This is a genomic window from Gilliamella sp. X-23 (assembly GCF_057063545.1).
Genome location: NZ_JBXSQG010000009.1, coordinates 16485 through 40364, shown reverse-complemented (window position 1 = coordinate 40364; position 23880 = coordinate 16485). Strand labels below are relative to the sequence as shown.

Annotated in this window: 18 protein-coding genes; 4 read left to right on the top strand and 14 right to left on the bottom strand. The window is 36.9% G+C overall.

Annotated features, from left to right (window positions below; all coding sequences use genetic code 11):
• Positions 1-69: 69 nt before the first annotated feature.
• Positions 70-1662, bottom strand: a complete 1593-nt coding sequence (gene prfC, locus ACYH9I_RS07330) for a peptide chain release factor 3 (RefSeq protein ID WP_483560006.1) — start codon at positions 1660-1662, stop codon at positions 70-72.
• Positions 1663-1871: 209 nt separating this feature from the next.
• Here prfC and ilvY point away from each other — a divergent pair, with 209 nt between their 5' ends.
• A complete protein-coding gene (gene ilvY / locus ACYH9I_RS07325; protein WP_483560005.1) occupies positions 1872-2768 on the top strand; it encodes an HTH-type transcriptional activator IlvY in 897 nt (298 codons plus the stop codon).
• A gap of 115 nt (positions 2769-2883) precedes the next feature.
• Complete coding sequence (locus tag ACYH9I_RS07320) at positions 2884-5124, top strand: 3-hydroxybutyrate oligomer hydrolase family protein (RefSeq protein WP_483560003.1); 2241 nt, start codon at positions 2884-2886, stop codon at positions 5122-5124.
• 22 nt (positions 5125-5146) lie between these two features.
• On the opposite strand, the gene ACYH9I_RS07315 is transcribed toward ACYH9I_RS07320, so the two are convergent.
• The 3 genes from ACYH9I_RS07315 to fsa all read right to left on the bottom strand — a co-directional run bounded on the left by ACYH9I_RS07315 (position 5147) and on the right by fsa (position 7337).
• Positions 5147-5728, bottom strand: coding sequence for an acyl carrier protein phosphodiesterase (locus ACYH9I_RS07315; RefSeq protein ID WP_483560001.1), 582 nt, complete (start codon positions 5726-5728; stop codon positions 5147-5149).
• A gap of 17 nt (positions 5729-5745) precedes the next feature.
• A complete protein-coding gene (locus ACYH9I_RS07310) occupies positions 5746-6552 on the bottom strand; it encodes a siderophore-interacting protein (RefSeq protein ID WP_483559999.1) in 807 nt (268 codons plus the stop codon).
• Positions 6553-6674: 122 nt separating this feature from the next.
• The gene (gene fsa / locus ACYH9I_RS07305; RefSeq protein WP_483559997.1) at positions 6675-7337 is read right to left on the bottom strand and encodes a fructose-6-phosphate aldolase; all 663 of its coding nucleotides are present in this window, start codon (positions 7335-7337) and stop codon (positions 6675-6677) included.
• 273 nt (positions 7338-7610) lie between these two features.
• Between fsa and ACYH9I_RS07300 the strand changes: the two genes are divergently transcribed.
• Positions 7611-8477 (top strand): helix-turn-helix domain-containing protein, encoded by an 867-nt coding sequence (locus tag ACYH9I_RS07300; RefSeq protein WP_483559995.1) that lies wholly within the window; start codon positions 7611-7613, stop codon positions 8475-8477.
• A gap of 17 nt (positions 8478-8494) precedes the next feature.
• On the opposite strand, the gene ACYH9I_RS07295 is transcribed toward ACYH9I_RS07300, so the two are convergent.
• The 3 genes from ACYH9I_RS07295 to ACYH9I_RS07285 all read right to left on the bottom strand — a co-directional run bounded on the left by ACYH9I_RS07295 (position 8495) and on the right by ACYH9I_RS07285 (position 11653).
• Positions 8495-8827, bottom strand: a complete 333-nt coding sequence (locus ACYH9I_RS07295; protein WP_483559994.1) for a hypothetical protein — start codon at positions 8825-8827, stop codon at positions 8495-8497.
• Between the two features lie 98 nt (positions 8828-8925).
• A complete protein-coding gene (gene proP / locus ACYH9I_RS07290) occupies positions 8926-10431 on the bottom strand; it encodes a glycine betaine/L-proline transporter ProP (protein ID WP_483559992.1) in 1506 nt (501 codons plus the stop codon).
• A 319-nt stretch (positions 10432-10750) separates the two neighbouring features.
• Entirely contained in the window at positions 10751-11653 is a 903-nt protein-coding gene (locus ACYH9I_RS07285; RefSeq protein ID WP_483559990.1) for a DMT family transporter, read from the bottom strand.
• 222 nt (positions 11654-11875) lie between these two features.
• On the opposite strand from ACYH9I_RS07285, the gene ypfJ reads away from it, so the two are divergent.
• Positions 11876-12739 (top strand): KPN_02809 family neutral zinc metallopeptidase, encoded by an 864-nt coding sequence (gene ypfJ, locus ACYH9I_RS07280; protein WP_483559988.1) that lies wholly within the window; start codon positions 11876-11878, stop codon positions 12737-12739.
• 61 nt (positions 12740-12800) lie between these two features.
• Here ypfJ and ACYH9I_RS07275 read toward each other — a convergent pair whose 3' ends face one another.
• The 7 genes from ACYH9I_RS07275 to ACYH9I_RS07245 all read right to left on the bottom strand — a co-directional run bounded on the left by ACYH9I_RS07275 (position 12801) and on the right by ACYH9I_RS07245 (position 23809).
• On the bottom strand, positions 12801-13997 hold the full coding sequence (locus tag ACYH9I_RS07275; RefSeq protein ID WP_483559987.1) for an MFS transporter: 1197 nt from the start codon (positions 13995-13997) through the stop codon (positions 12801-12803).
• A 1183-nt stretch (positions 13998-15180) separates the two neighbouring features.
• On the bottom strand, positions 15181-15420 hold the full coding sequence (locus ACYH9I_RS07270) for a hypothetical protein (RefSeq protein WP_483559985.1): 240 nt from the start codon (positions 15418-15420) through the stop codon (positions 15181-15183).
• A 208-nt stretch (positions 15421-15628) separates the two neighbouring features.
• The gene (locus ACYH9I_RS07265; protein ID WP_483559983.1) at positions 15629-17269 is read right to left on the bottom strand and encodes a hypothetical protein; all 1641 of its coding nucleotides are present in this window, start codon (positions 17267-17269) and stop codon (positions 15629-15631) included.
• Positions 17270-17803: 534 nt separating this feature from the next.
• On the bottom strand, positions 17804-19369 hold the full coding sequence (locus ACYH9I_RS07260; protein ID WP_483559981.1) for a hypothetical protein: 1566 nt from the start codon (positions 19367-19369) through the stop codon (positions 17804-17806).
• A gap of 516 nt (positions 19370-19885) precedes the next feature.
• On the bottom strand, positions 19886-22420 hold the full coding sequence (locus ACYH9I_RS07255) for an autotransporter outer membrane beta-barrel domain-containing protein (RefSeq protein WP_483559979.1): 2535 nt from the start codon (positions 22418-22420) through the stop codon (positions 19886-19888).
• Positions 22421-22719: 299 nt separating this feature from the next.
• Positions 22720-23127 (bottom strand): ClpXP protease specificity-enhancing factor, encoded by a 408-nt coding sequence (locus ACYH9I_RS07250; RefSeq protein ID WP_483559977.1) that lies wholly within the window; start codon positions 23125-23127, stop codon positions 22720-22722.
• A 49-nt stretch (positions 23128-23176) separates the two neighbouring features.
• A complete protein-coding gene (locus tag ACYH9I_RS07245) occupies positions 23177-23809 on the bottom strand; it encodes a glutathione S-transferase N-terminal domain-containing protein (protein WP_091350867.1) in 633 nt (210 codons plus the stop codon).
• Between the last annotated feature and the right edge of the window lie 71 nt (positions 23810-23880).

The window sequence follows — 23880 nt, the reverse complement described above, 5'->3', positions numbered from 1 at the left end:
TAACAACAAAAAGTAACTTTATCCAAATACAACTGTATTTTAATAAAGTTTATGATAAACAATGAAAAATTAGTGTTCGCGAGTTTTTCTAAATTCAACATCAGGATACCGTTCTTCAGTCAAATTCAAATTAACCATACTTGGCGCAATATAAGAAAGGTTATCTCCCCCATCTAAAGCCAAGTTTTGCTCGCATTTACGTTTAAATTCTTCCAGTTTTTTCACATCACTACACTCAACCCAACGCGCAGTTGTAACATTAACGGCCTCATAAATCGCCTCAACGTTATATTCAGATTTTAAACGCGCAACCACCACATCAAATTGCAGCACCCCAACCGCACCCACAATTAAGTCATTATTGGTTAATGGACGAAACACCTGAACGGCGCCCTCTTCAGACAATTGCACTAATCCTTTTAGTAACTGCTTTTGTTTAAGTGGATCTTTAAGACGAATTCGACGAAATAGTTCTGGCGCAAAGTTAGGAATACCAGTAAATTTCAAATCTTCATCTTGAGTAAACGTATCACCAATTTGAATGGTTCCGTGATTATGTAAACCAATAATATCGCCAGCATAGGCTTCCTCAACATGTTCACGATCGCCGGCCATAAATGTTAAGGCATCAGAAATATTAATATCTTTGGCAATACGCACATGACGTAACTTCATACCTTTTTCATATTTACCCGATACAATGCGCATAAATGCCACGCGGTCACGATGTTTAGGATCCATATTAGCTTGAATTTTAAAAACAAAACCACTAAATTTTTCTTCTGATGATTCAACTTCACGCTTATCAGTTTGACGAGGTTGAGGAGTTGGTGCCCAAGCAGTTAAACCATCAAGCATATGATCAACTCCAAAATTACCTAATGCCGTACCAAAAAAGACCGGCGTTAAGTCACCCGACAAAAAAGCATCTAAATCAAATTCATTTGATGCTCCTTGTACTAATTCAAGTTCTTCACGCAGTTGCTGTGCTAAATCATCACCGACAGCTAAATCCAAATCAGGGTTAGTTAACCCTTTAATAATTCTGACTTCTTGTATTGTATGACCTTGGCCTGATTGGTAAAGATATGTTTCGTCTTTCGCTAAATGATAGACACCCTTAAATAACTTACCACAACCAATCGGCCAAGTAATTGGTGCGCACATTATATTTAGCTCGTTTTCGACTTCATCAAGCAATTCCATAGGGTCGCGAATATCACGGTCTAACTTATTCATAAACGTCAAAATTGGCGTATTACGTAATCGCGTCACTTCCATCAATTTACGTGTACGATCCTCTACCCCTTTTGCAGCATCAATCACCATCAAACAACTATCAACCGCTGTTAACGTACGGTAAGTATCTTCAGAAAAGTCTTCGTGTCCGGGAGTGTCTAATAAATTAACCAAACAATCATTATAAGGAAACTGCATAACAGAGGTGGTAATTGAAATACCACGTTGTTTTTCCATTTCCATCCAGTCTGACTTAGCATGCTGGGCATTAGCGCCACGGCCTTTAACTGTACCAGCTGTTTGGATTGCGTGACCAAATAAAAGCACCTTTTCGGTAATAGTGGTTTTACCGGCATCAGGGTGAGAAATAATCGCAAAAGTGCGACGTGCATTGACTTCGTCTAAATAAGCTTGTTCTGTCATAAAATAAATTGTTTTAACTCACAAAAAATAATCGCTCATTTTAACAGGTATCTGCCTATTTTGCCATTGATGTTACACATAATGCCATTTGCCTTATTTGATTATCTATGCATAATATTTTCACTAATGAGTAATGCATGACTTACGGTTTCTAAATAAAAAAACACAAATCCTGCATTTTAGCGTAATAACCGGAACTAACCATAACTATGAACATTCGTGATTTAAAACTGTATTTACATTTATGCGAAACCTGCCACTTTGGCATAACCGCGAATGCCATGCATGTTAGCCCATCAACCTTATCAAGACAAATCCAACGGCTTGAAGAGCACTTTGGACATCCACTATTTATTCGCGACAATAGGCAAGTACAAATTACTCAAGTCGGCGAAAAGGTCAAACACTTTGCTCAACAGGTCATAAACCTACACCAACAACTAAAGCACGAATTAGATCAATCGAACCAACAACTTGTTGGCGAATTGACCCTTTTTTGCTCGGTCACTGCCGCCTATAGCCACTTACCTGAAATACTTGATCGCTTTAGGATCCACTACCCACTCGTTGAAATCAAACTATCAACGGGCGATGCCGCTGATGCGGTTGAAAAAATACAATCAAATGCGGCCGATTTAGCCATTGCAGGAAAACCCAAACAACTTCCAAACGGCATTGAATTTTTAAAATTTGGTGAAATTGAAATGGTCTTGCTGATCCCTAAACTTAATAGCTCATTTAGCGACAAATTACATCAAAAACAACCAGACTGGAATAATGTTCCCTTTATATTGCCAGAACATGGACCAAGCCGCCACCGCATTGATTTATGGTTCAAACAAAGAAAAATCATCAACCCAAAAATCTATGCAACAGTTGCTGGGCACGAAGCCATTGTATCAATGGTTGCTTTAGGCTGTGGCGTAGCCTTATTACCAAAAGTCGTGATGGACAACAGCCCAGAACGGATAAAAGATCGTATAACCGAATGGTCAACCAACTTAATGGAACCGTTCGATGTCGGCATTTGTGTACAAAAAAGACGATTATCAGAAAAAATCATCGCCGCTTTCTGGGAAATTAGTAATCTAAATTTACCCCAATAACGAATAACAAAAATATAGTGTATAATCATCCCTTAAAAGACTAAAACTATAATAATAGGTGTATCAGCCAACCAGTTGTCAACTATATCCGGACATCATTATGATGGAATTAAAAATGAAAAAGATAACAATAAAAACATTAGCCTCATTAATACTTCTTCCCGCTTTCGCTATGCCATTAGCCGCGCAAAGCAATCCAACAAAAACGCCCAAAACTGACAAAAGCACAAAAGCAAGTACTTCTAAAAAAAGTACCAATGCTAACAAAAATAAAAACACTAACAATAAAGCAAATACCAGCTCAAAAACCGATAAACGTGACGACACAATCACAATTTTACCTCAAACATCGACAACCAATACCGATGTAAACAACAATAGCAGTCTTCAAATTGGCAGTGCTATTACAAAACCAAAATGGCTAGTTCGTGATACCTTGGCTTATTACGATGGTGATGAAAATGACCTTGTTACCGCAGGGCTTGGTTTTACGCCATTGTCCACAACTATTGTGACACCAGAAGTTGAAATTCCAACCAAACCACACTTTCAAGAACGACGACAAGCCAAACTCAATCGCTATATTGATACAAAAAATGGCGAAGGAACATTATTTGGCTTTAGAAAGCAAGAATTAACGCCTTTATTTGATGGTAAAGTTACAGGTACTGAAATAACTGCCGTACAACGAGAAGACGGCGTTGGCATGTTATTACAAATTCCAATTGATTTTAATAAAAACAGACCCTGTATTCTTGCCGTTCCAGCTAGCGATTCGGACGGAATATTAAATGCCAAAGATGTACAAATTCGTGGATTATGGGGACTTCGCCACAACTGCGCAGTGGTATATAACGACAAAGGTTTAGGTAATGGTATTTATGATCTTGAACACAAAGTTGGTTTTACTGTATGGGGCGAGGTAAACGACAGTAATATCTTATTTTCTTCATCGATTAACAATAGAGAGCAATACATCAAAAAATATCCCCACCGCTATGCAATCAAACAACTGCACTCAAAACTAAATGCCGAAGCTCGTTGGGGAGAACATGTATTAAAATCCATTGAATTTGCTTTTTATGAACTCAATAGTATGTTTTCAACCAATCAAAAAATCATATTTAACAAAGACAACACCCTTGTTTTAGTATATGGTGCAAGCGATGGAGGAGGAGCCGCATTAAAAGCAGGTGAATTGGATAACCAAAACATGATTGATGGTATTGTGGCAGTCAATCCACAAATTCAACCAAATATAGATAAATCTCAGGTTACACTAAAAATAGGCAACACTCCACAACAAAAACTAGAAGCCAAGTCTATTGCAAATTATAGTGCTTATGGGGCATTATATATACCGTGTGCGATTCCAGCAATAAAACCTAATAAAAACGATTCGTATGTGCCTTATGCAAACTATTTTCTTTATTCACAAGAACGCTGTAATGCTCTAAAAAAAGAAAAATTGCTCATAAAAGGCACTCCCGAAGAAGCACTAGAAAAACTGCATAAAAATGGCTGGACACCAGACATGGATATTCAACTACCATACTTCTACTATACCGAATCCATTGGCCTACCTTATCAATATATTAGCGCTTATGGCAAATACGATGTCACCGAAAACATGTGTGATTTTTCGGTAGCAAGTACTCAGCAAAATCCAATATATTACAGTGGTAAAGTTGCGCCATTAGAAGAAATTTCGTTCGAACAAATATGGGGAATGGCGAATGGGCATTTACCTTTGTGGAATGGGCATAATGCAACAATTTTGGATCTGGTTGAAAATGAAGATCTTAATACTCCGAGACGCGAATTTTACTCTAGTTCACAAACAAAAGACACGATTGACTATGGCACTAAAGGGTCAATTTGTGTTTATAAAAAGTCACAAGAGCATCGCGTTAATCAAGGCATAAAACAAGTTATGGCATCGGGTAACTTGCATGGTATAAAAACCTTTATTGTGCATGGGCGTAACAATGTTAAACAACTACCAAACTACACATCACGCCCTTATGTCGCGTTAAATAGTTTGGTTGAAGGCAAACAATCACAACTAAGATACATCGAAGTTGAAAATGCAAGCTACTTAGATGGCGTAGCACCATTTGACAACACCCTACTACCGATTGATTATTATGGTGAAGATGCTATCGAATGGTTATGGGCTAACTTAACTAACGAAGCCACCCTACCTGTAAGTCAAGTGGTGCATGCAACTCCCCGTGGAAGCAGAAGCGGTTATGCGCCACAAGTAACCAACAAAAACCTAAAACCGATAATGCAATCCCCAAGTCGCAATGATGTCATCCAAAAAAATGATGGCAAACTGATATTGCCAAATTAACAACTAATACCCCAAAACAACTTTAGCCAATGCCATCTTTTACCGCTAAACAAATTTTGGGGTATAACACAAAAAACAACGACTCAAGTTGCGCATAGTGTTGCTTAATATCAACAATGGTTTCTCTTAACAAATACAATTTTGGTCGTCGATTTGCCATGCCACCAAGTACATCACCAACAAAATCGATAGAAGCATAATTTTCTAGCCACAATCCTTGCCACATTGCATTCATAAAATGCTGATAATCGGCAGGATACGCGCTAATATAAGGTTGGATATGTATTTTTGTTACTTGATTAAATTGAGCCACACTTGGAAGTAGCCCATAATCACTCCAATGTTTTGACAAAAAGTGATCCCAAACAATATCTAATGCAATTGAGGCTACGCGCTGATGTGATTTTCGAAACAACAACTTCGCTTGCCTAACTTCAAATAGGCTATCGGTCAAATTATCAATTTTGCGATGCAGCATAATGCCGTCAGCAATATCGCAGTCATAAGTTAAATAAGGATCACCTTTAACAAAATCTGCAACGGTATTACCAATTAACGAACTGCTCGCTAGTGTAGCCAAATGCAAATGTGCCAAAATATTCATAAAAATAGCAACACTTATTATTCGCGATGCTTAAATTCGCCTTCAGCAAAACCTTCACGCCAATAGCTGGTAATATGAAAAGCATCTGGTGACAAATGGGTATATTTTTCCTTAACGGATTGTCGAAAAAGTCGCGCTAACGAACATTCCATGCCTCCCCAAAACAACAGTTTATCGTGTTCTGATAAATCTGCACTCATTACACCATCGACTAATTGATGGGGATTATTCTCATTTCGCACAAACCAGTTAACCTCAATATTTTCACTATCAACCAATGGCACTATATCACTTTTGTCATTAACCTGAATAAAGGCAAACGCTTTTTGTTTTTTAGGAAGATGTTCAAGTGTGTAACAAATAGCTGGCACAGAAGAAATATCGCCAACTAAAACCAAACAATCATCAGTAAACTGTAATTTACCTGCAGCGCCAATCAAACCAATTTGATCACCAACTTTAGCATTTTGTGACCAAACAGAGGCCAAACCCACGTCATGAATGGCAAAATCGACAAAAAACTGATTAGTAACACGATCAAATTCCCGCACACTATAACTGCGCACAAGCTGACGTAACTTATCACCAACCACAATTTTATTATCATCATCAAGCTTAGGGAATGTAATTTCGCCAGTGAAAGGATCAGGAAAAAGTAATTTTAAATACGGACAAATCCATAATGGATTGACATTAAAAGGTTTATTGCTACTAAACTGGACACGAATAAAACTCGGCGATATTTTTTCAACACTCAATACTGTTAATAATGCATTGACAATAACTTTTTTGTCTATTTTAATTTTTTCTTTTTTTTCATCCATCGCGTCAATCCTTATATTTATTGTATTCAAATGCATCATACAATAAAAAATGTTAGAGTAATGCTATTTTTACAATTGAAAAAAACAGATAAACTTATTTCACCTAAAATTGACAATTAAATTTAAAAAGTTAACGATCCAAAAGTACTACGCCAATCTTGATCAAACTTAGCAATGGCTGCATCAACCGCAGGATCTGAAATAAAAAGCTCGGCAACATCAACAGGCAACGTAATTGCCTTACAGCCTGCTAACATGCAATCTAATGCTTGTCTTGGTGTTTTAAAACTGGCTGCCAACACCATCGACTGCGGACAATGCAAATCCAATAATTTTTGCAACTCTAGCACGGTATCTTTGCTATTTCCACCTTGAGCATCAATACGATTGACATAAGGTGCAATATATTTAGCACCAGCAAGCGCACCTAAAAAACCTTGCCCTGCCCCATAAACGGCTGTCCCCAACGTTGGAATACCTTGTTGAGTTAACTCTTTAATTGCAATCAATCCTTGGGCATTAACAGGAATCTTAGTCACAATTGAAGGTACCGCTTTTCTAAGTTGATGAGCTTCTTTTATCATCTCATCAGCATCACTTGAAAGCACTTGTGCAAAAAGCAGTTTATCTGGGCCTAAAACCTCTTGTAATTGAACTAATAACGGAAAAATAGGCTTACCCGACTTTGCCACAATACTCGGATTAGTGGTGACGCCGCTAATCGGCAACACCTTAGCTAAACGTTTAATAGCAGCAATATCGGCTGTATCTAAATATAATTCCATAATTAACTCCTAATTCGGTTCAATCATCAATTAACATATAACACCATTTTCATAGCTAATATAGTAAAAAAAAATAACCTAATGGCCTAGAAGACGATCTTGCCTTTTACTGGATTTTTGTACGCTAAACAAAAAAATGAGATTTAGATCACATAATCAAAAACTAAAATTAACTTATTAAATAAAATAGCAATTTAAACTAATTTTCATTTTTTATATTCACCTAAAATCTAAACAATTGCACATTAATTAACTTATCGTCGATACAATTTTATGACCAAATCCATCAATAACGCATTAGCCAAACTAGTGAATCATCAACAGGCAATTAACCACATCTATTTTGCTAACAACAGCGCTAACGCTCCTTTGATGTCCTACCAAGTCAACTTTCCTAGAATTGAAATCATATTAGAAGGAAAGCAACAAATGCTATGGGCAGATAAAGATGGTAACGTAATTGAAAAGACCTTATTGGCTAATGATTTATTATATATTTCTGCTCAAAGTTGGAACAAATCCATTTGGACAACTCCAGTTACATCATTAAGTATTTTGTTTGGAAAACAGCAAATTGGAATTAGCTTATTACACTGGGATGGTACTCAATTAATCCCCTATGGACAAATAAACAAACCTAGGCGGGGGCCAAGAGTAGGAGCATTTATCATTCAAGCACTTACAGAACTAAATTGGCAAAACCAACCATTCGAACAAAACAAAACAGCATACTTTCTGATTCAAAGCTTGCTAAGCAATACACTAGATTTACTTAATGTTGAGATCGAAACATCATCCAAAACCACCAGCTTATTTGAAGCTATTCGCCAATACATTGATACCCACTTTCGTGAAAATATTACACGCGGCTTTTTAGCTAACATGTTTTACATTTCGCCCAATTACTTATCGCATCTATTTCAACGAGAAGGCAAAATAGGGTTAAACGAATATTTAAACCATATTCGCTTAGAATATGCAAAATCGTTATTGAAAGATTATGATTTGAATGTAAAAGAAGTTGCTCTAGCATCAGGTTTTAAAGATAGTAACTATTTTTGTCGGATTTTCAAAAAAAAGACGGAGCGTTCACCCACTGAATATCGAAGTCAGTACCACAGTAAATTATTGCAAAAATAATGTGATTATTATCGGGATTAAACCGAAGAATGTTGATAACAATAAAATTGAATAAAGTCACGATTATTGTTGATCGTTTTAAATTTATCTTTTATTAAAAAGATTGGCAAAAGTGCTATACCTTGCCCTTTTTCAACAAGATTTGATAATTGACTTAACGAGTCCACCGTAATCATTTTTTCAGGTGGATAACCGCAAGCTAACGTTTTAGCTCGCAGTGGACAATGCTCATCATTATTAATCAATATTGGTAGATGATCATTCTCTAAAGCTGATTGACTTTGCAAAAAAGCAACAGGTAACTGCTGATTCGCTATTAAACAATAATCTTGATGTTGAGTAACGATCAAAAAGGGAGAGTGATTCCCTCCCCTTGCTTGGACATAATATCAATGATCATAAAATCCTACATTCTAAAAATGTCCGTAATCAATCGATATCAAAAAAATTAATCTAACTTAGGATGCTGATCCACCAAATCCTGTCGTTGTTTTTGTAAGGCATCGATTTGCTGTTCTATATCTTCGACTTTTTGCTCTATCGAATCAAAGTGATCAGATAAAATCTCTTTGGCTTCTGAGCGATCCGATGCTGCAGGTGTTGCACCTCGCAGTGGTTTATTCGCAGTTTCATTCATTTTTAAGCCAGTCACTAACCCAACAACTGCAACCACCATTAAGTAATAAGCAGGCATATACAAATCACCACTAGCCTCAACCAACCACGCTGCGACAGTTGGCGTTGCCCCAGCAATGAGTACGGAGATATTAAAGGAAATAGCTAAAGCGCTGTAACGAATGCTCGTTGGAAAAATAGCCGGTAAAATAGAAGCCATCACACCCGTAAAGCAATTAAGTAGTACAGCTAAAATCAATAATCCGATAAAAATAAGTCCAATAACATCACTGTTAATCATCATAAATGCAGGATAAGCAAGGACAAGTAAACCAAAACTACCACCAACAATAAAAGGTCTTCGCCCAATTTTATCACTAATCAAACCAATCATTGGTTGTACAAATAACATTCCAATCATAATGGCGATAATAATTAATACACCATGATCTGCCCGATAATGTAAGTTATGCGATAAATAACTTGGCATATAAGTAAGTAACATATAATAAGTAACATTGGTAATAATCACCAATCCAACGCAAACAAATAAACTCTTCCAATATTTAGTGAATATCTCTTTAAAGGTCATTTTTGGTGGATTAGCAATGTTTGTGCGTTCATTGTTATCCAATGTATCGGTGTGTTGCTGAAATGCAGGGGTTTCATCTAGAGCATGACGTAAATACAGGCCAATTAAACCCAATGGTAATGCAAACAAAAACGGAATTCGCCATCCCCAATCTTGGAATTTTACTTCGCCAAGAATACTTGATAATAGCACAACCAAGCCGGCGCCAACTAAAAATCCGGCAATCGAACCAAAATCTAACCAACTCCCCATAAAACCACGCTTACGGTCTGGCGAGTATTCTGCAACGAAAATCGCCGCACCTGAATATTCCCCACCAATTGAAAACCCTTGAGCCAATTTAGCAAGCAATAATAAAAGCGGTGCAAAAATACCAATAGTTGCATAAGAAGGAATCAACCCAATACAAAACGTACTTAATGACATGATAATAATTGTGACAGAAAGAATTTTTTGACGCCCCAATTTATCACCAAGAACCCCAAACACCAAACCACCTAATGGGCGAACTAAAAATGGAACTGAAAAAGTCGCCAAAGCAGCTACCACCTGAATACTTGGCGATGCACTAGGAAAAAATACTTGCCCTAAAACATAAGCTAAAAATCCATAAACGCCAAAATCAAACCACTCCATAGCGTTTCCTAGTGCAGCTGCGATAATTGCCTTTCTTAATTTATGATCATCAATGATGGTAATATCATTAATATTTAATGGCTTCCTTTTAAATCTTATTGCTTTTTTCATAACATACCGCCTATTTAAACTCAAATAAAGAAAAGGAATAAAGAGGTAACATCAATGATATAATTGTGTAATGTAAGACTAATATCAGCGATATTACACAGAAAAATATGCTAAAGAGCTAATAAAAATTGATGCAAAATCCAATAAAACAAAATAAAAAGAGGACAATAAAAAGCAAAAACGGGTAAGTGATTTCGGCTAGCCATATTGCGACTTGATAGCTGTGAAACAATTCCTTTTCATGAAAATTGTGTACCAAGTATAACAAAATATCCCACTTTAGTAAAACGCAACGACTAAACAGCCAATGCTACTTTTGCTAACTGCAATTACGAACCGTCGACTTTTTCGAACAAAGGTAAATACCAATGACAATAAACAATGTACTGATAATATGAAAATTAGCTATTTCAGTATGCAAAAATAAAATACTAAAAACGCCACCTGATAAAGGAATAACATGGGTATAAATCTGCCCACGACTTGCGCCAATTTCAGCAATGCCTCTATTCCAAAATAGATAAGACAGCCAAGAAGCAAAAATGGCAATATACAATAACCCAAGTAAAAAGCTAGCATCAGTATAATGCGCTAGGTTTTCAACAGGATAAAAATAGAAATACACTAAAGCAATAGGTAGTAACATCAAAGAACCTAATACCGCACTAACTGTTACAAAAGCATTACCAGCAATAGATTTATCCTTTAAACGTAAAAAGGCACTATAACAAGCCCAGCTCATTGCCGATGCCATTGCCCATAAATCGCCTTGGTTAATATTGCTCAATGAATTTAAATTAGTTAGATTCCCTTGTAAAATAAGGTAAATAACCCCCATCGTACTAAACAACACACCTAAGATGTTATTTTTTGAAATTGAATCATTAAATAACAATTTATTCATAACTAAAACCATGCCAGGCGTTGCAGAAAGGTAAATTGACGCATTAAGTGACGAGGTATATTGCAATCCCACATACAACGTTAAAGGGAACAAAATCTGACCAAAAATCGCCAGCAAACAAATTGACCCAACCGACTTTTTAATCTTAACCCAATCATTGCGCACTTGATGGTGATACAAACACAACAATAACACCGCAGTGATAACCCAACGACCTTCTGATATCACCATGGGATCAGCGTGTGTCACCAAAATACGCCCAACAACATAGTTCCCACCCCAAAAACAAGCAGCTAACGTAAGTAATAGATATGGCATAACAAGACCCTGACATTAGAATGAAGATACGGTGAAATTTACCAACATTATATACCTAAAATAGAGCAAGAAAATAACCGATTTAACCACACTCTTTACCTACTGATATCATTTTGACCCATCATAATTTTTCTAAATTACAGCGATAGCATTGACTTAATCTAGTATCCTTCATCATTATCCATTAAAATAACAAAATAAAAACTGACAAGGTGCCCTCTTATGCGCTGGAAAGACCAAAGAGAAAGCGACAATATTGAAGATCGCCGCTCACAATCAAGCAGTGGAATGGGGACCGGAATCCCCATTAAAGGTAAAGACAAAATTGCTTTATTTATTGTCGTTTTAGTAGCGGGTTATTACGGTGTTGATTTAACTGGGTTACTCAGTTCCGACCTAACCACCTCAGACAGTGCACAACAAACCTCGTCAGAATATACAGCAGATGACCGCGAAGCAGCCAAATTCACCTCGATCATATTAGCCAGTACCGAAGACTATTGGAGCGAGCAATTTCAACACTTAGGCAAAACCTATGTCCCACCTAAATTAGTGCTGTATACTCGCTCAACCCAAACATCGTGTGGCACAGGCCAAGCCATTATGGGGCCGTTTTATTGTAATATAGATAAAACAGTATATTTAGACCTCTCCTTTTATCAAGAGATGAAACAACGCCTTGGTGGCGGTGGTGATTTTGCGCAAGGATATGTCATCGCCCACGAAATTGGTCATCATGTACAAAATTTACTTGGAACATTTAACCAAGTTGCAGAGCTAACGCAAGATCAATCAGACACCGTCAAAAATCAAATATCGGTAAAATTAGAATTACAAGCAGATTGCTATGCTGGTATGTGGGGCAACGCAATGCAAAAAAAGAACATTCTTGACGTTGGCGATATAGAACAAGCATTAAAAACAGCACAAGCCATTGGCGATGATCGACTGCAACAGCAAAGTGGCGGTTATGTTATGCCCGATAGTTTTACCCATGGATCATCAAAACAGCGTTATACATGGTTTAAACAAGGATTTGATAACGGCTCGATTAGTCAATGCAATACTTTTGCAGAATCTGAATAAACATCAAAAAGCCCCAAATTGTCTTCCACCATTTGGAAGACAATTTAGCCAATCCCCATCATTAATGCTTATCCTTAACCAAAGCACAAAACAGTAATGAAATGGCAACCATGGCAAATGCAATCCAATAAATAATTTCATGCCCATAAGATTCAGAAACAAATCCCTGAATAATTCCCGCCAAAATAGTGCTACAAATAATACCATTATTAAATAATGTTGAGGCAACGCCCATTCTTGTTGGTAATAGATCTTGAAAGTAGATAATGCCAATGTTTGCAACAATACCAATAAAAAGTGCATTAAAAAGTTGCAAAGCAAATAATGCAAATTCGTCAGTCAATAAAATCATACCAACATAAAACAGCAAACCACAAACGATAGCGATGAAAAACAAATTTCTCTTCCCCAAAACAGGCACTAAATAACCGGCAATAAGCATAGCTGGAATTTCAATGCCTGCCGCTAATCCCATTAATTGCCCGGGTAATGAATCGGATAAATGTAATACGGAATTCACATAAAGTGGCATATCGATGATATACATCATATTAGCAGTCCACATAAATACAGTCGAAAGCAATAAATAAACGACATTCCTATTTTTAAATAGTGGCTGGTTAGCTGATTTTATATCAATCGTATTATCAAGTTGTAAGATGGGATTTTTTTCAACCGAAGGCAAAAAAAAGGCTGCAAACAACATCGCAACAAAAAACATAGACATCGCACTTAGATACATGACGGTAAAACCATAGTGGATAGCTAAACCAAATGAAAGAGGTGGACCAATCACCCATGCTAAAGAAAGTTGTGCTCGGATTAACGAATTAAATGCTACAACATTACGCCCCGTTTTGACCGCATATTCACGGGCAAGTGCAAAAACTTGTGGCATAGCGGCAGATGATAAAGCGGCAAACAAAACACCAAGCGTAATTAAAATATAATAGTGCCTAGAAAAAGCAAATATCACACTATTAACAACCCCCATCAAACAACAAAATATAACAATATTCCGCCTATCACCTTTTTTGTCTGAATATTTAGCCAATAAAAAACTTCCAATGATACTTGCTAATGCATTCACTGAAAAAAAGAGCCCAACTAAACGGGGATCAGCCTTTACTTCAAAAGTCAAAAACCGACTTAATGTGGGGGATTGTAAAGCACCGGCAATACCAACAATAAAAGTAGTGAATAAAAAAGCGACGAAGATAACACCTTGACGTCGGCGAAAGGAAGAAACATTAGCCATAAAACAATCCATAGATGAGTTTTTGTTGATTATATACTTAAAGTCAGCGTAAAAGTAATAAAATTCAAAGGGAAATAATCTGGATATAAGAGTGTTGCTTTAAAAAGCAACACATGAAAATTCAATAAAATCAGTACCTTTTCTGACCGGTTTTTAGGTGATTAAATAGTTGTTATTAAAGCGCTCTATTCGTAGTTTTGTTGATTTGTTAGTTACCGGCGCTTTACTTAGATTGTGTAAGTGATTGATTTATCTTAAAACATCAAAATAAAAACTTCAATAAAATCAATACCTTTCCTGACCACTTTTTGGATGCAATTACATTGTTTTTTAACAAAAAACAATTCACCAAAAAACACCTAAGATTATGTTGTCTGTCTTATTCCGGCGTCAGAATGTGCCGACAACAGAGTGAGGTTAGCACGCCAAACAGGGATGTTTGGCGTGGCTATTCTCCGTCTGGAACGACAAATTTGTCTGGAATAAATTTGAACATCTGAGCAAAGCGAAGATGGCCTCGAAAAGGCGAGTATCAGGATGATACGAGTAATCATAGCCGGTACGTTAAGACCGAGCAACGGCGGAGGGTAGCCGTAGGCCACATTCTGCAGCCAAAGCGCGGGATTGCAAAGGGAATTCGCTTTAATTCCCTTTGCTCGGACGTGGTCACTGAAGCTATTTTATTCATACAAGGCCCAAACGTCCGAAACCTGCACACCTAATTTATTCTATTCACCAAAACAAAAAAAGGCTTGATTTTCCGCCCAAAAATCAGTCAGAAAAAGTATTGATTTTATTGAAGTTTTTATTTGGTGTTTTTTTAGCAAAAACACAACACTAAGCAATAGCCCCATCCGGCACAGTGTGCTCTGTTATTGACCGAAATAGTTTTTTAACTCTTGAATAAATGCACTATCATTCATAGGCGGATATTTATTAGGTTGCCATGACGATAAAAACAGTAAATGTTGTAATGTTAAGGGTTTGTTTATGTTAGTGCTGTTTCTGCTATTGGCTCTGAGTCAGTAAAAATGGATGATTCCGGTGCAGTGACTTCGTTTGCATGGCTGGTAGTTTGCTGTGTTTGTTGCAGTTGGTTTTGTTGGGCTTTTCTTTTTTGGTATAACCGACACTGCTGTTGGTACCAAGTTTGGTAACCACTTAAATCGTAATCATCTAATAACTAGTAGCCGTGAATAGTTGGCACTGCGTTAGGGTAACGTTTATTAATAACATTAGCCGGAAATCCACCACATACAATAATTTGGTCGAGTTTTTTTATGTGTTTGATTATCGGCTTTAGATTAAATCCTAATAATTGACTCATGACATAAAATGACTGGTTATAAGCCTTTAAAAAAAGACCTTCTTTCAAAAAATGTATCGGATTTTCACTTAATGCTAATTTTTGTTCTATTTCCATTACATGACTTCTCTTTATTTATTTGATTTTACCCCTGAGCCACCCCATCGACACTTTCAGCGTCATCGGCGGCGGAGGCGGCGCGATTGTGGCTTCTCCACAACGGCGCAACCATAAGGGAATGCCCCAACGCGGGGGCTTTATTCTTTGTTAGATTATCCTCTATTTGCACCATAACCACCCCCGCGGTCCAAGGTTTAAGGACTAGTTAAGGTACGGTGCAAACAGCGTAATTGTTGAAGGATACGCTGCTACTGCCAACGAAGCCGCTGACCGAGTAGACATAGAAGCTATTGCTACCTGACACGTCGCTTGTCCAGTAGTTGTAGTCGATGAAGCCCACATCAGCGTAGTTGTACATGATGCCCCACTCCGTAAAAAAACCTGCACCTATGTGACGCTTGTAACGATTAACAGATGAACTAGGCGTGGCTCCGATAGCACCAGTACAAGGATAATTTGGATCAACATTCAAACCAGAACAAACCGCATTAGTTAAATCCTTGACCTTAGCAAGACGATACCCCAAACGACTACACCAAGACATTTGTTCAGACGGATTACCCGTGTTATTACCCCTATTGACGAACCACTTCTGTAAGACAAATCCATACCTCACCTCATTACCTCGACTATCCCTACCCACCAACTCAAAGGTCTGCGGCAAAGATGGCAACGGAGTAAGCGGACTAGGATTATCTGATTGTATTTGAGTGCTATCCGCCCTAGGACCTCTTAACGTTACCCGTGTCACATACTGGGATTTATCTCTAATCCAAATGTCGTAATTGTTGGATTGGTTTGGCCTTATCCAACTCACCGTTGCCCTTATGCTACCATTCGTGACAACAGACCACGTCAACTGACTTCCATCAACCCCAACAGGCAACTCTAAATCAAAATACACCCCATCAGCACCCGTTGTCGGAAAATTTCGGTCATAAGATGATGAGCTCGTTGACTGAGTTAAAAAACCCTTTGTAGGGCTCCATATGTTAGATGGACCGGAGAAGATAGAATCGTCATTAAGACCATAAACAATAGCACCAGTGCCGCCAAAATATAAATTCGGCCTTGCGTAACAAACACGAACAACACTATCATACGGATTGATATAATATGTCGCTGTTTGACCACTAAAACTGCTTGTATTCGGAACTCCGTACTGTGTTTGTAAATATCCATCTGTATTACTTAATGTTACTTTATAAGGGGCACTACATATACTTAATGAATCGCTACGACTGACAGTATTACCATCCCTATCGGTAAAATTTACCGATATATTCCCTGATGCCATTACACCATTAGCACCCTGACCATCTCCATCATCATCACCCCAATTACCTTGAGTAATTAAGTTACTTAAATTCACGGTATTCGCCCCAGACGGCACCAACATGTGTATATCATTAAAGGTACTTCCATTAACTAATCTTATCGGATTTGTCGGACTTGAAGTATTGGTTGATGGACTGATGGTAATACCATTAGGCAACTCAATAGTCAATAAACTATCCGCTGAAATTACCTTAGTTCGACCCCCATCAAACGTTAAATACGGCCCACTACCCTCAATTACCTTTGTGGTTTGCGCCGATAACGCCTGCGATTTTTGCGAATACGACAATAACAACAACGATGTGAAGACCAATGGCGACTTAGATAATTTAAATAAGAAAGGTAAGTACCTTGGATTTGGCAACAATCTAGCCAATAACCTCAGCGAGGACGTCAAGCGCGATAACTTCGATGATAATAATAAGAATTGAGTCTGTTTTAGACTACGATAATATTGAAAAAGATTTAGGGCATAGGTTTGGCAGGCCAGATGCCAGATGCCATGCATGGTAACGCATTTCGATTATCCTGTCAAGTAATTTTTTGTTTTATTTACATTTTTTATAATTGTCCGCTCAACTAATGAGCGTTCCCTTGCTTTGAAAGCGCTGAAATTATAACCGGTTGATTAATAATGCGCTAGTTTTTTGTTAAAAATTTTAAAGTTTTGTTAAAGCCTGAGTTGGCGTACTTTGGAGAATGGTTTTGTAGTGTTTTTTGAATAAAAACCCAAATAAAAATTTCAATAAAATCAATACCTTTTCTGACTAATTTTTGGTGGGAATAAGGCCTTTTTTGGTTGGTGGATAGAATGAATTAGATGCAGTGGTTTCGGACGTTTGCAGTTTAGTGTTCAAAATAGCTACCGTGACCACGTCCGAAATCTTACCGCGCTAAAATAGAATACCAATTTAAACCGCAACAGCGCAGCTCTAACTGAAAAAGCCCCAACTTACGCGGGGGCTTTATTCTTTATTAGATTATCCTCTATTTGCACCATAACCACCCTGCGACCTCAGGATTAATAACCCAGAAATAAAAGCTAAGGTGCGATGCAAAGGGCATAACGATTGTAGCTAGCAATGCCGTTGTAGACGGCGCCGTTGCCCGAGTAGACAGAGAGGCCATTGCTACCTGTAGAGTCGCTTGCCCAGGCATTGCCGTTGACGAAACCTGCATCAGCATAGTGATACATGTGGCCCCATTCTGTGAAAAATCCTGCTCCTATTCGTCGCTGGTACCAATTATCAGATGAGCTAGGCATAGAGCCATCTATGCCGTTTATACATGGAAAGTCTGTATTAACACCACACTTCGCGTTAGTTAACTCCCTAACCTGTGGTACACGATAACCTAAACGACTACACCAAGATATTTGGTCAGACTGATAACCCAGTTGATTACCCCGATTGACGAACCACTGCTTTAAGACAAATCCGTACCTCACCTCCCTACCATAACTATCCCTACCGACCAACTCAAAGGTCTGCGGCAAAGATGGCGGTATTAAAGGACTAGGATTAGCTACGTTTATCTGAGCATCACTCGCCCTAGGACCATTTAACTTAACACGTGCGACAATTTTTCCACTATCAGCACTAGGGATCCATCTATCATTAGCTGTTACACTTGTCACAGTAGCCGTTATCCCACCACGCGTGACCGGAGACCATGTCAATTGACTTGCATCGACTCCATCTATGAGTAAATCAAAATACAATCCATCAGCACCCGTTGTCGGAAAATTTAGACCATAAGATGACGAATTTGTAGATTGAGTGAAGAAACCCTTTGTTGAACTCCATATGTTAGATGGGCCTGCATAACGAGGGTTGTCGTAAGAATCGATGCCTGTAGTGCCACCCAATAACAAATTCGGCCTGACTGATTGCACAGAGTAACAACTACCAGAAGAATCCGGCTTGATATAATAAGTCGCAGTACCTCCAACAAAAGTACTACTATTTGGCACACCATAACGTGTGGTTAAGCTACCAGCAGTACTAGTTAATATTACCTTATAAGGAGCACTACATATACTTAATGTATCACTACGACTTACTGTTCGATCTTCTTTATCCGTAAATAATACCGATATACTCCCAGTAGCCGTTACACCACTTGTACCCAGACCATCACCATCATCATCCCCCCAGTTACCTTGAGTAATTAAGTCATTTAAACTCACTGAATTAGTTGATGACGGAACTAACATATCTATATTACCCAAAGTACTTCCTGCAGGTAATATTATTGGATTTGTTGCACTTGATGTATTAGTCGATGGTGTGATAATTCGTCCATCCTGCAACTTAATAGACAATAAACTATCCGTTGAAGTCGCCCTAGTTTGCCCCCCATCAAACGTTAAATATGGCGCACTCCCCTCAATAGCTTTTGATGTATAAACCGATAACGCCTGTGCATTAAACGAAGAAAAGAATAACAAGGTTGAAAAGACCAATGGTGATTTTAATAAAAATATCGACCGCAGTGAAATTGCTAATAATTTCACTAAATTAAGTGGTAAAAATAAAGCTCGTGATGAATCTTGATGACTACAATAACCTTGATAACAAAAAAAATACACTGAGTAATTAAAATACATAACAATCTACCTATTAAATAAATTTTTATGGGAATTTTAGGATTGTTTGCTCGTTTAATGATGCGGACATTTGTCTGGTGACAAAAATTATATTCTACAAGGAAATAAAGACTCAGTCTTTTTTTGTTAACTTTTGTAAAGATTTACTTGCCAAGCAATGCTTTAGTAAAAGTTTTATTTAGTCGCTTTAGATTTAAAACAACTAAATAAAATCAATACTTTCCCTGACTAATTTTGGGCGGATAAATAGCTGTTATTAAAGCACTTATTTATAGTTTTGCTGGAAGAACGGAACTTTATCAATGTTGTATAATCTGTTGATTTTGAATGAAAATAGAAAAATGATAGAAAAATATTAGTGAAATAAATGTGTTTCTTGAAAGATTTTTTAAGTAAAAACTTTATGATATTTAAATACCATAAAACCCATTAACCTAGATGATCAATGGGTTTTATTGTTATTTTTATGAACGTTTTATTTTGTTATACAAACAAAACAAAGTCATGTTGATTTATTTAAAAGCTGTAACGGTATCCTACATTTGCTTGTTTTTGATCAAACTTGTTACCAAGTGAATAAACGATATCACCATAAATTTGGTGATTTTTGTTAAATTGCATATTGATACCAATACCGTTATCCCACCAATTACCACCAAAATCATATTTTTCTTTAGCTACATGATTAAAGGTGTAAGCTGTTTCGCCATCAAATTCTTTTAGATAACCAGTTTTAAAGTAGATATTTGCTGGGTTATCAGCGTCTTGTATTTCGTAACCTAAAATAACACTAGTTCTACCAATTAATGAGTTATAGCTACTTAATTTGGTTTTTAATCCATTAGTTGCTTTAATTGTTGTGTTATTTTGGCGAGAATACGTTAGCTGTGCTTGTGGCTCAATATACCATTCAGACGAGTAAAAGCGTTGTCCAACTTCGGCGCCAACTGAAAATCCGTCTGTATCGCCATCACCTTTAACGTTATAACCACCACCAGTACGACTATTAAATTTATTTGCCATTCGCATATACTTCACTAAACTATCGACATATAAGCCACTATGCGTTTGCATTGTAGAATATAATGCAGCAGAATAACTTTTAGTGTTGCCATCGCCCACGTTATGATCAATGTTACCTCGGCTAAAGCCTCCCATAATACCGTAATAGATATCGTAGTTATCATTATCAAGTTGTCGATCAACACCTAGTTGCAAACCATAATAGTTCATATCAAAATTAGACAAACGGCTATCATTAAATGAACTTAATTTACCTGTATAGACTCGCCCCCATGTATCACCACTGGCGCCATTATTCATATTAAGTTGACCCATTCGTTGCAATAATGTTTGGGTTTCAACATAATTCATTAAATAGCTTGAATTTAGAATATTGGCGGCATTTTGCGCGGTATGAGTTAATAGCGGTTTTTGAGCTATTGGTTTGTTAGGGTTGTTACCATTACCACCAGCATTATTGTTATTGTTATTATTGTTGTTATTATTGTTATTGTTTCCATTTTGAGGAAGTAGTGTTCCAGATAAAACCCAATCTTCAGTACCTGCGCCACGAGTACCATTAACTTTAGTTAAGGTATTAAACTGATAAGGACCAACATCAAAAGACTGTGATGACAGACCAAAAACAGCACTACCACCTTCGGTCTCAACAAGTGTTATTCTTTCATTTCCTGTTACCGAGCTTGCACCTGTTTTATCATCAATAAGCGTAATTTTATGATTACCTGTAGCCAAGCCAGTACCAATTACTTTAAGTAAATCATTGGCTATGTTTTGGCCAATCCCAGTTCGCATTTCAAACACACCGTTACCAGCTAATGAATTTGTCACTAATCTCATCGCATTAGTGCTATTAAGAACATCCACTGAGCTTGGCGTTGCATAGCTGTAACCAAAGCTAATTTTAGCATCATTGCCTAACGTTAATGAATCTAGGAATGAATTGTCAGTCATCTTCCATTGGCTTTGATTACCTAGAAGAGATAAATTGATATCACCTTTACTTGACGGTGTTAATACATTATTTTCCATCGCAGTTAATAGCGTTGAACCATCGGTAAGGTTGAAATTAATAATTCCCCTGCCATTTGCAGTAGTCCTTGCATAAATATCACCTTCAAGATTTGTTTTGCCATCGATATTTATTTCACCAGTATCGGCTTGTACTGAATTGTATTGCTGATTATCACGAGAAATAATATTATTTATATTTGAACCACTTCTAATGTTCACTTTACCGTTTTGTTGACTAGAATAAATCGTTGTACCATGTTCAGTAATAACATCTAATCCATTATTAAAATTAACAGTAGAGCTTACATTAGCATTTGGTCTTCCAGGTTCGAATCCCGAGTTAATACCAATACCATTTTGCCCCGTCATATGAATAGTAACATTATCATTAAAAATTAAATGAGAGGCTAGTGCATTAGGATTATTAGACTTAATAGAAATAATGCCCGAACTATTTTGACCTGAAGAAGTGATATACACTTTATCATTAAACTCACTTTTAGATTCGGATGTTGATAATGTATTGTGACTACGTATACCGTAGAAACCACCTGTTCCTGTACCTGTGATACTGACCTTTTTTTGGAATAATCCTTCCGAGCCACTAGAGATATAAATACCTGTACCATCAACTATATTGAATTCGAGTTCACTATTAGAAACTATTCGACCCAATTGTCTTACAGCAATACCATAAAAAGAATTCGGGTTACCAACAACATTTCCTTTAATAATAAATTTATCAGTGCTACCTGGTGCTCCAACAGTTATGCTTCTTCTATTCGATTCAAGTCCTATTCCTCCATTAGTACTTATGTTAATATGTGGTCCAGTGGCAGAAGAGGTCTCTATCAAAATATCGTCATTACTACGGAGAGTGCTAATTCCTGTAGTACGGTAATTACTAATATTAGTATCATTAATATTCACTGTGGCATTAGCCAGCATAGGAATCATAGGTAGTATGCCTAATGATCCCCTAAGCAATACCGTGATTTGATTTAAATTTATCATAATTAATTCTTTCCTTTAGTTGTAACTAATATAATTAGCCTGTATATACTTACAACAACAAGCTCCGAGATAACAAAATACTACCATTATGTCTATGCTTATACACTACTCAATAGCTTAAAAAAGATATCAATTTAAAAATACTTTATACCTAAATATCAATGTATATTTTATTACTTATCGTACTGTTTTAGCCAACTAAATTTTATACACAAACATTACCGTTGCTCACTAATAGTGCACAACGATAATATTTATAGTTTGTTGGATTTCGTAAAATTTTAGATAACAAAAAATAACTATTTTACAACACGAAATGGGTTGGTTTTTGGCTTAACTTGTTCAGTTTGTTGAGATGAGGCTTCACGCTGTGCGTGATATTGTGGTTCATCCTCAAATCCCATTCCAACACCATTTTCACGAGCATAAATTGCTTCAATTGCTGCCATTGGCACCACAATATGTTGAGGCACACCAGAAAAGCGAGCATTGAATTCAATTTGCTCATTAGTCGCTAAATATTGACCAACCGACTGTGGAGCAATATTTAATATAATTTGATTGTTTTGGATAAATTCTTGCGGTACTAATACACCGCATACCGATGTATTAACGACAATATAAGGCGTTAAGTCGTTATCTAGTATCCAATCATAAAAAGCCCTAAATATATAAGGACGACGTGGAGTCATTTGCTCGAGTTCCATTAAGGCTACCTTGTCTAAAGTTATCGTAAATAAAGATAAATTTAATTGATTATGCTCTTATTCTTTTTTCTTCTTCGGTTAATGAACTAACAAAAGCTGGACGTTCAAAAATTCGCGCCATATAAGCTAAATAATTCTTTTCAGCCACTTTTGGTAATTCAATACCAATTAATGGTAAACGCCAAAGTAATGGGGCAAAATAACAATCACATAATGTAAAATCATCACTCATAAAATAATCTTTTTCTTTAAACATGATTGAAATTGAAACAAGATCATCAAGAAGATTTTTTCGTGCTATTTTAGCTTCATCACTATTAGGCGCAGCAATAATTGTTTCGTAAGCACTGTACCACTCTTTTTTTACACGATACATTGTTAACCGAGAATTAGCACGCACAATTGGATAAACAGGCATTAATGGAGGGTGTGGAAAGCGTTCGTCAAGATATTCTAATGCAATGTGTGGCTCATATAACGTAAGATCTCGGTCAATTAATGTTGGAATTGAAGCATATGGATTAAGATCCAACAATTCCTGAGGTAAATTATCTGCCGTTACAAACTCTATTTCGGCCGTTACCCCTTTTTCTGCCAGAACAAAACGGATCTGATGCCCGTAAATATCTGTTGTATCACAAAATAATGTCATCACAGAACGCTTATTAACAGCAACAACCATATCCACTCCAAATATACAAAAATTAAAATAAGTTTTTATTATTACTATTCTAACAAATTAGATAACAAATT

Coding starts and splice junctions, on each gene's coding strand:
- prfC (WP_483560006.1), bottom strand. CDS start 1,662: ATGACAGAACAAGCTTATTTAGACGAAGTCAATGCACGTCGCACTTTT.
- ilvY (WP_483560005.1), top strand. CDS start 1,872: ATGAACATTCGTGATTTAAAACTGTATTTACATTTATGCGAAACCTGC.
- ACYH9I_RS07320 (WP_483560003.1), top strand. CDS start 2,884: ATGAAAAAGATAACAATAAAAACATTAGCCTCATTAATACTTCTTCCC.
- ACYH9I_RS07315 (WP_483560001.1), bottom strand. CDS start 5,728: ATGAATATTTTGGCACATTTGCATTTGGCTACACTAGCGAGCAGTTCG.
- ACYH9I_RS07310 (WP_483559999.1), bottom strand. CDS start 6,552: ATGGATGAAAAAAAAGAAAAAATTAAAATAGACAAAAAAGTTATTGTC.
- fsa (WP_483559997.1), bottom strand. CDS start 7,337: ATGGAATTATATTTAGATACAGCCGATATTGCTGCTATTAAACGTTTA.
- ACYH9I_RS07300 (WP_483559995.1), top strand. CDS start 7,611: ATGACCAAATCCATCAATAACGCATTAGCCAAACTAGTGAATCATCAA.
- proP (WP_483559992.1), bottom strand. CDS start 10,431: ATGAAAAAAGCAATAAGATTTAAAAGGAAGCCATTAAATATTAATGAT.
- ACYH9I_RS07285 (WP_483559990.1), bottom strand. CDS start 11,653: ATGCCATATCTATTACTTACGTTAGCTGCTTGTTTTTGGGGTGGGAAC.
- ypfJ (WP_483559988.1), top strand. CDS start 11,876: ATGCGCTGGAAAGACCAAAGAGAAAGCGACAATATTGAAGATCGCCGC.
- ACYH9I_RS07275 (WP_483559987.1), bottom strand. CDS start 13,997: ATGGCTAATGTTTCTTCCTTTCGCCGACGTCAAGGTGTTATCTTCGTC.
- ACYH9I_RS07270 (WP_483559985.1), bottom strand. CDS start 15,420: ATGGAAATAGAACAAAAATTAGCATTAAGTGAAAATCCGATACATTTT.
- ACYH9I_RS07265 (WP_483559983.1), bottom strand. CDS start 17,269: ATGCATGGCATCTGGCATCTGGCCTGCCAAACCTATGCCCTAAATCTT.
- ACYH9I_RS07260 (WP_483559981.1), bottom strand. CDS start 19,369: ATGTATTTTAATTACTCAGTGTATTTTTTTTGTTATCAAGGTTATTGT.
- ACYH9I_RS07255 (WP_483559979.1), bottom strand. CDS start 22,420: ATGATAAATTTAAATCAAATCACGGTATTGCTTAGGGGATCATTAGGC.
- ACYH9I_RS07250 (WP_483559977.1), bottom strand. CDS start 23,127: ATGGAACTCGAGCAAATGACTCCACGTCGTCCTTATATATTTAGGGCT.
- ACYH9I_RS07245 (WP_091350867.1), bottom strand. CDS start 23,809: ATGGTTGTTGCTGTTAATAAGCGTTCTGTGATGACATTATTTTGTGAT.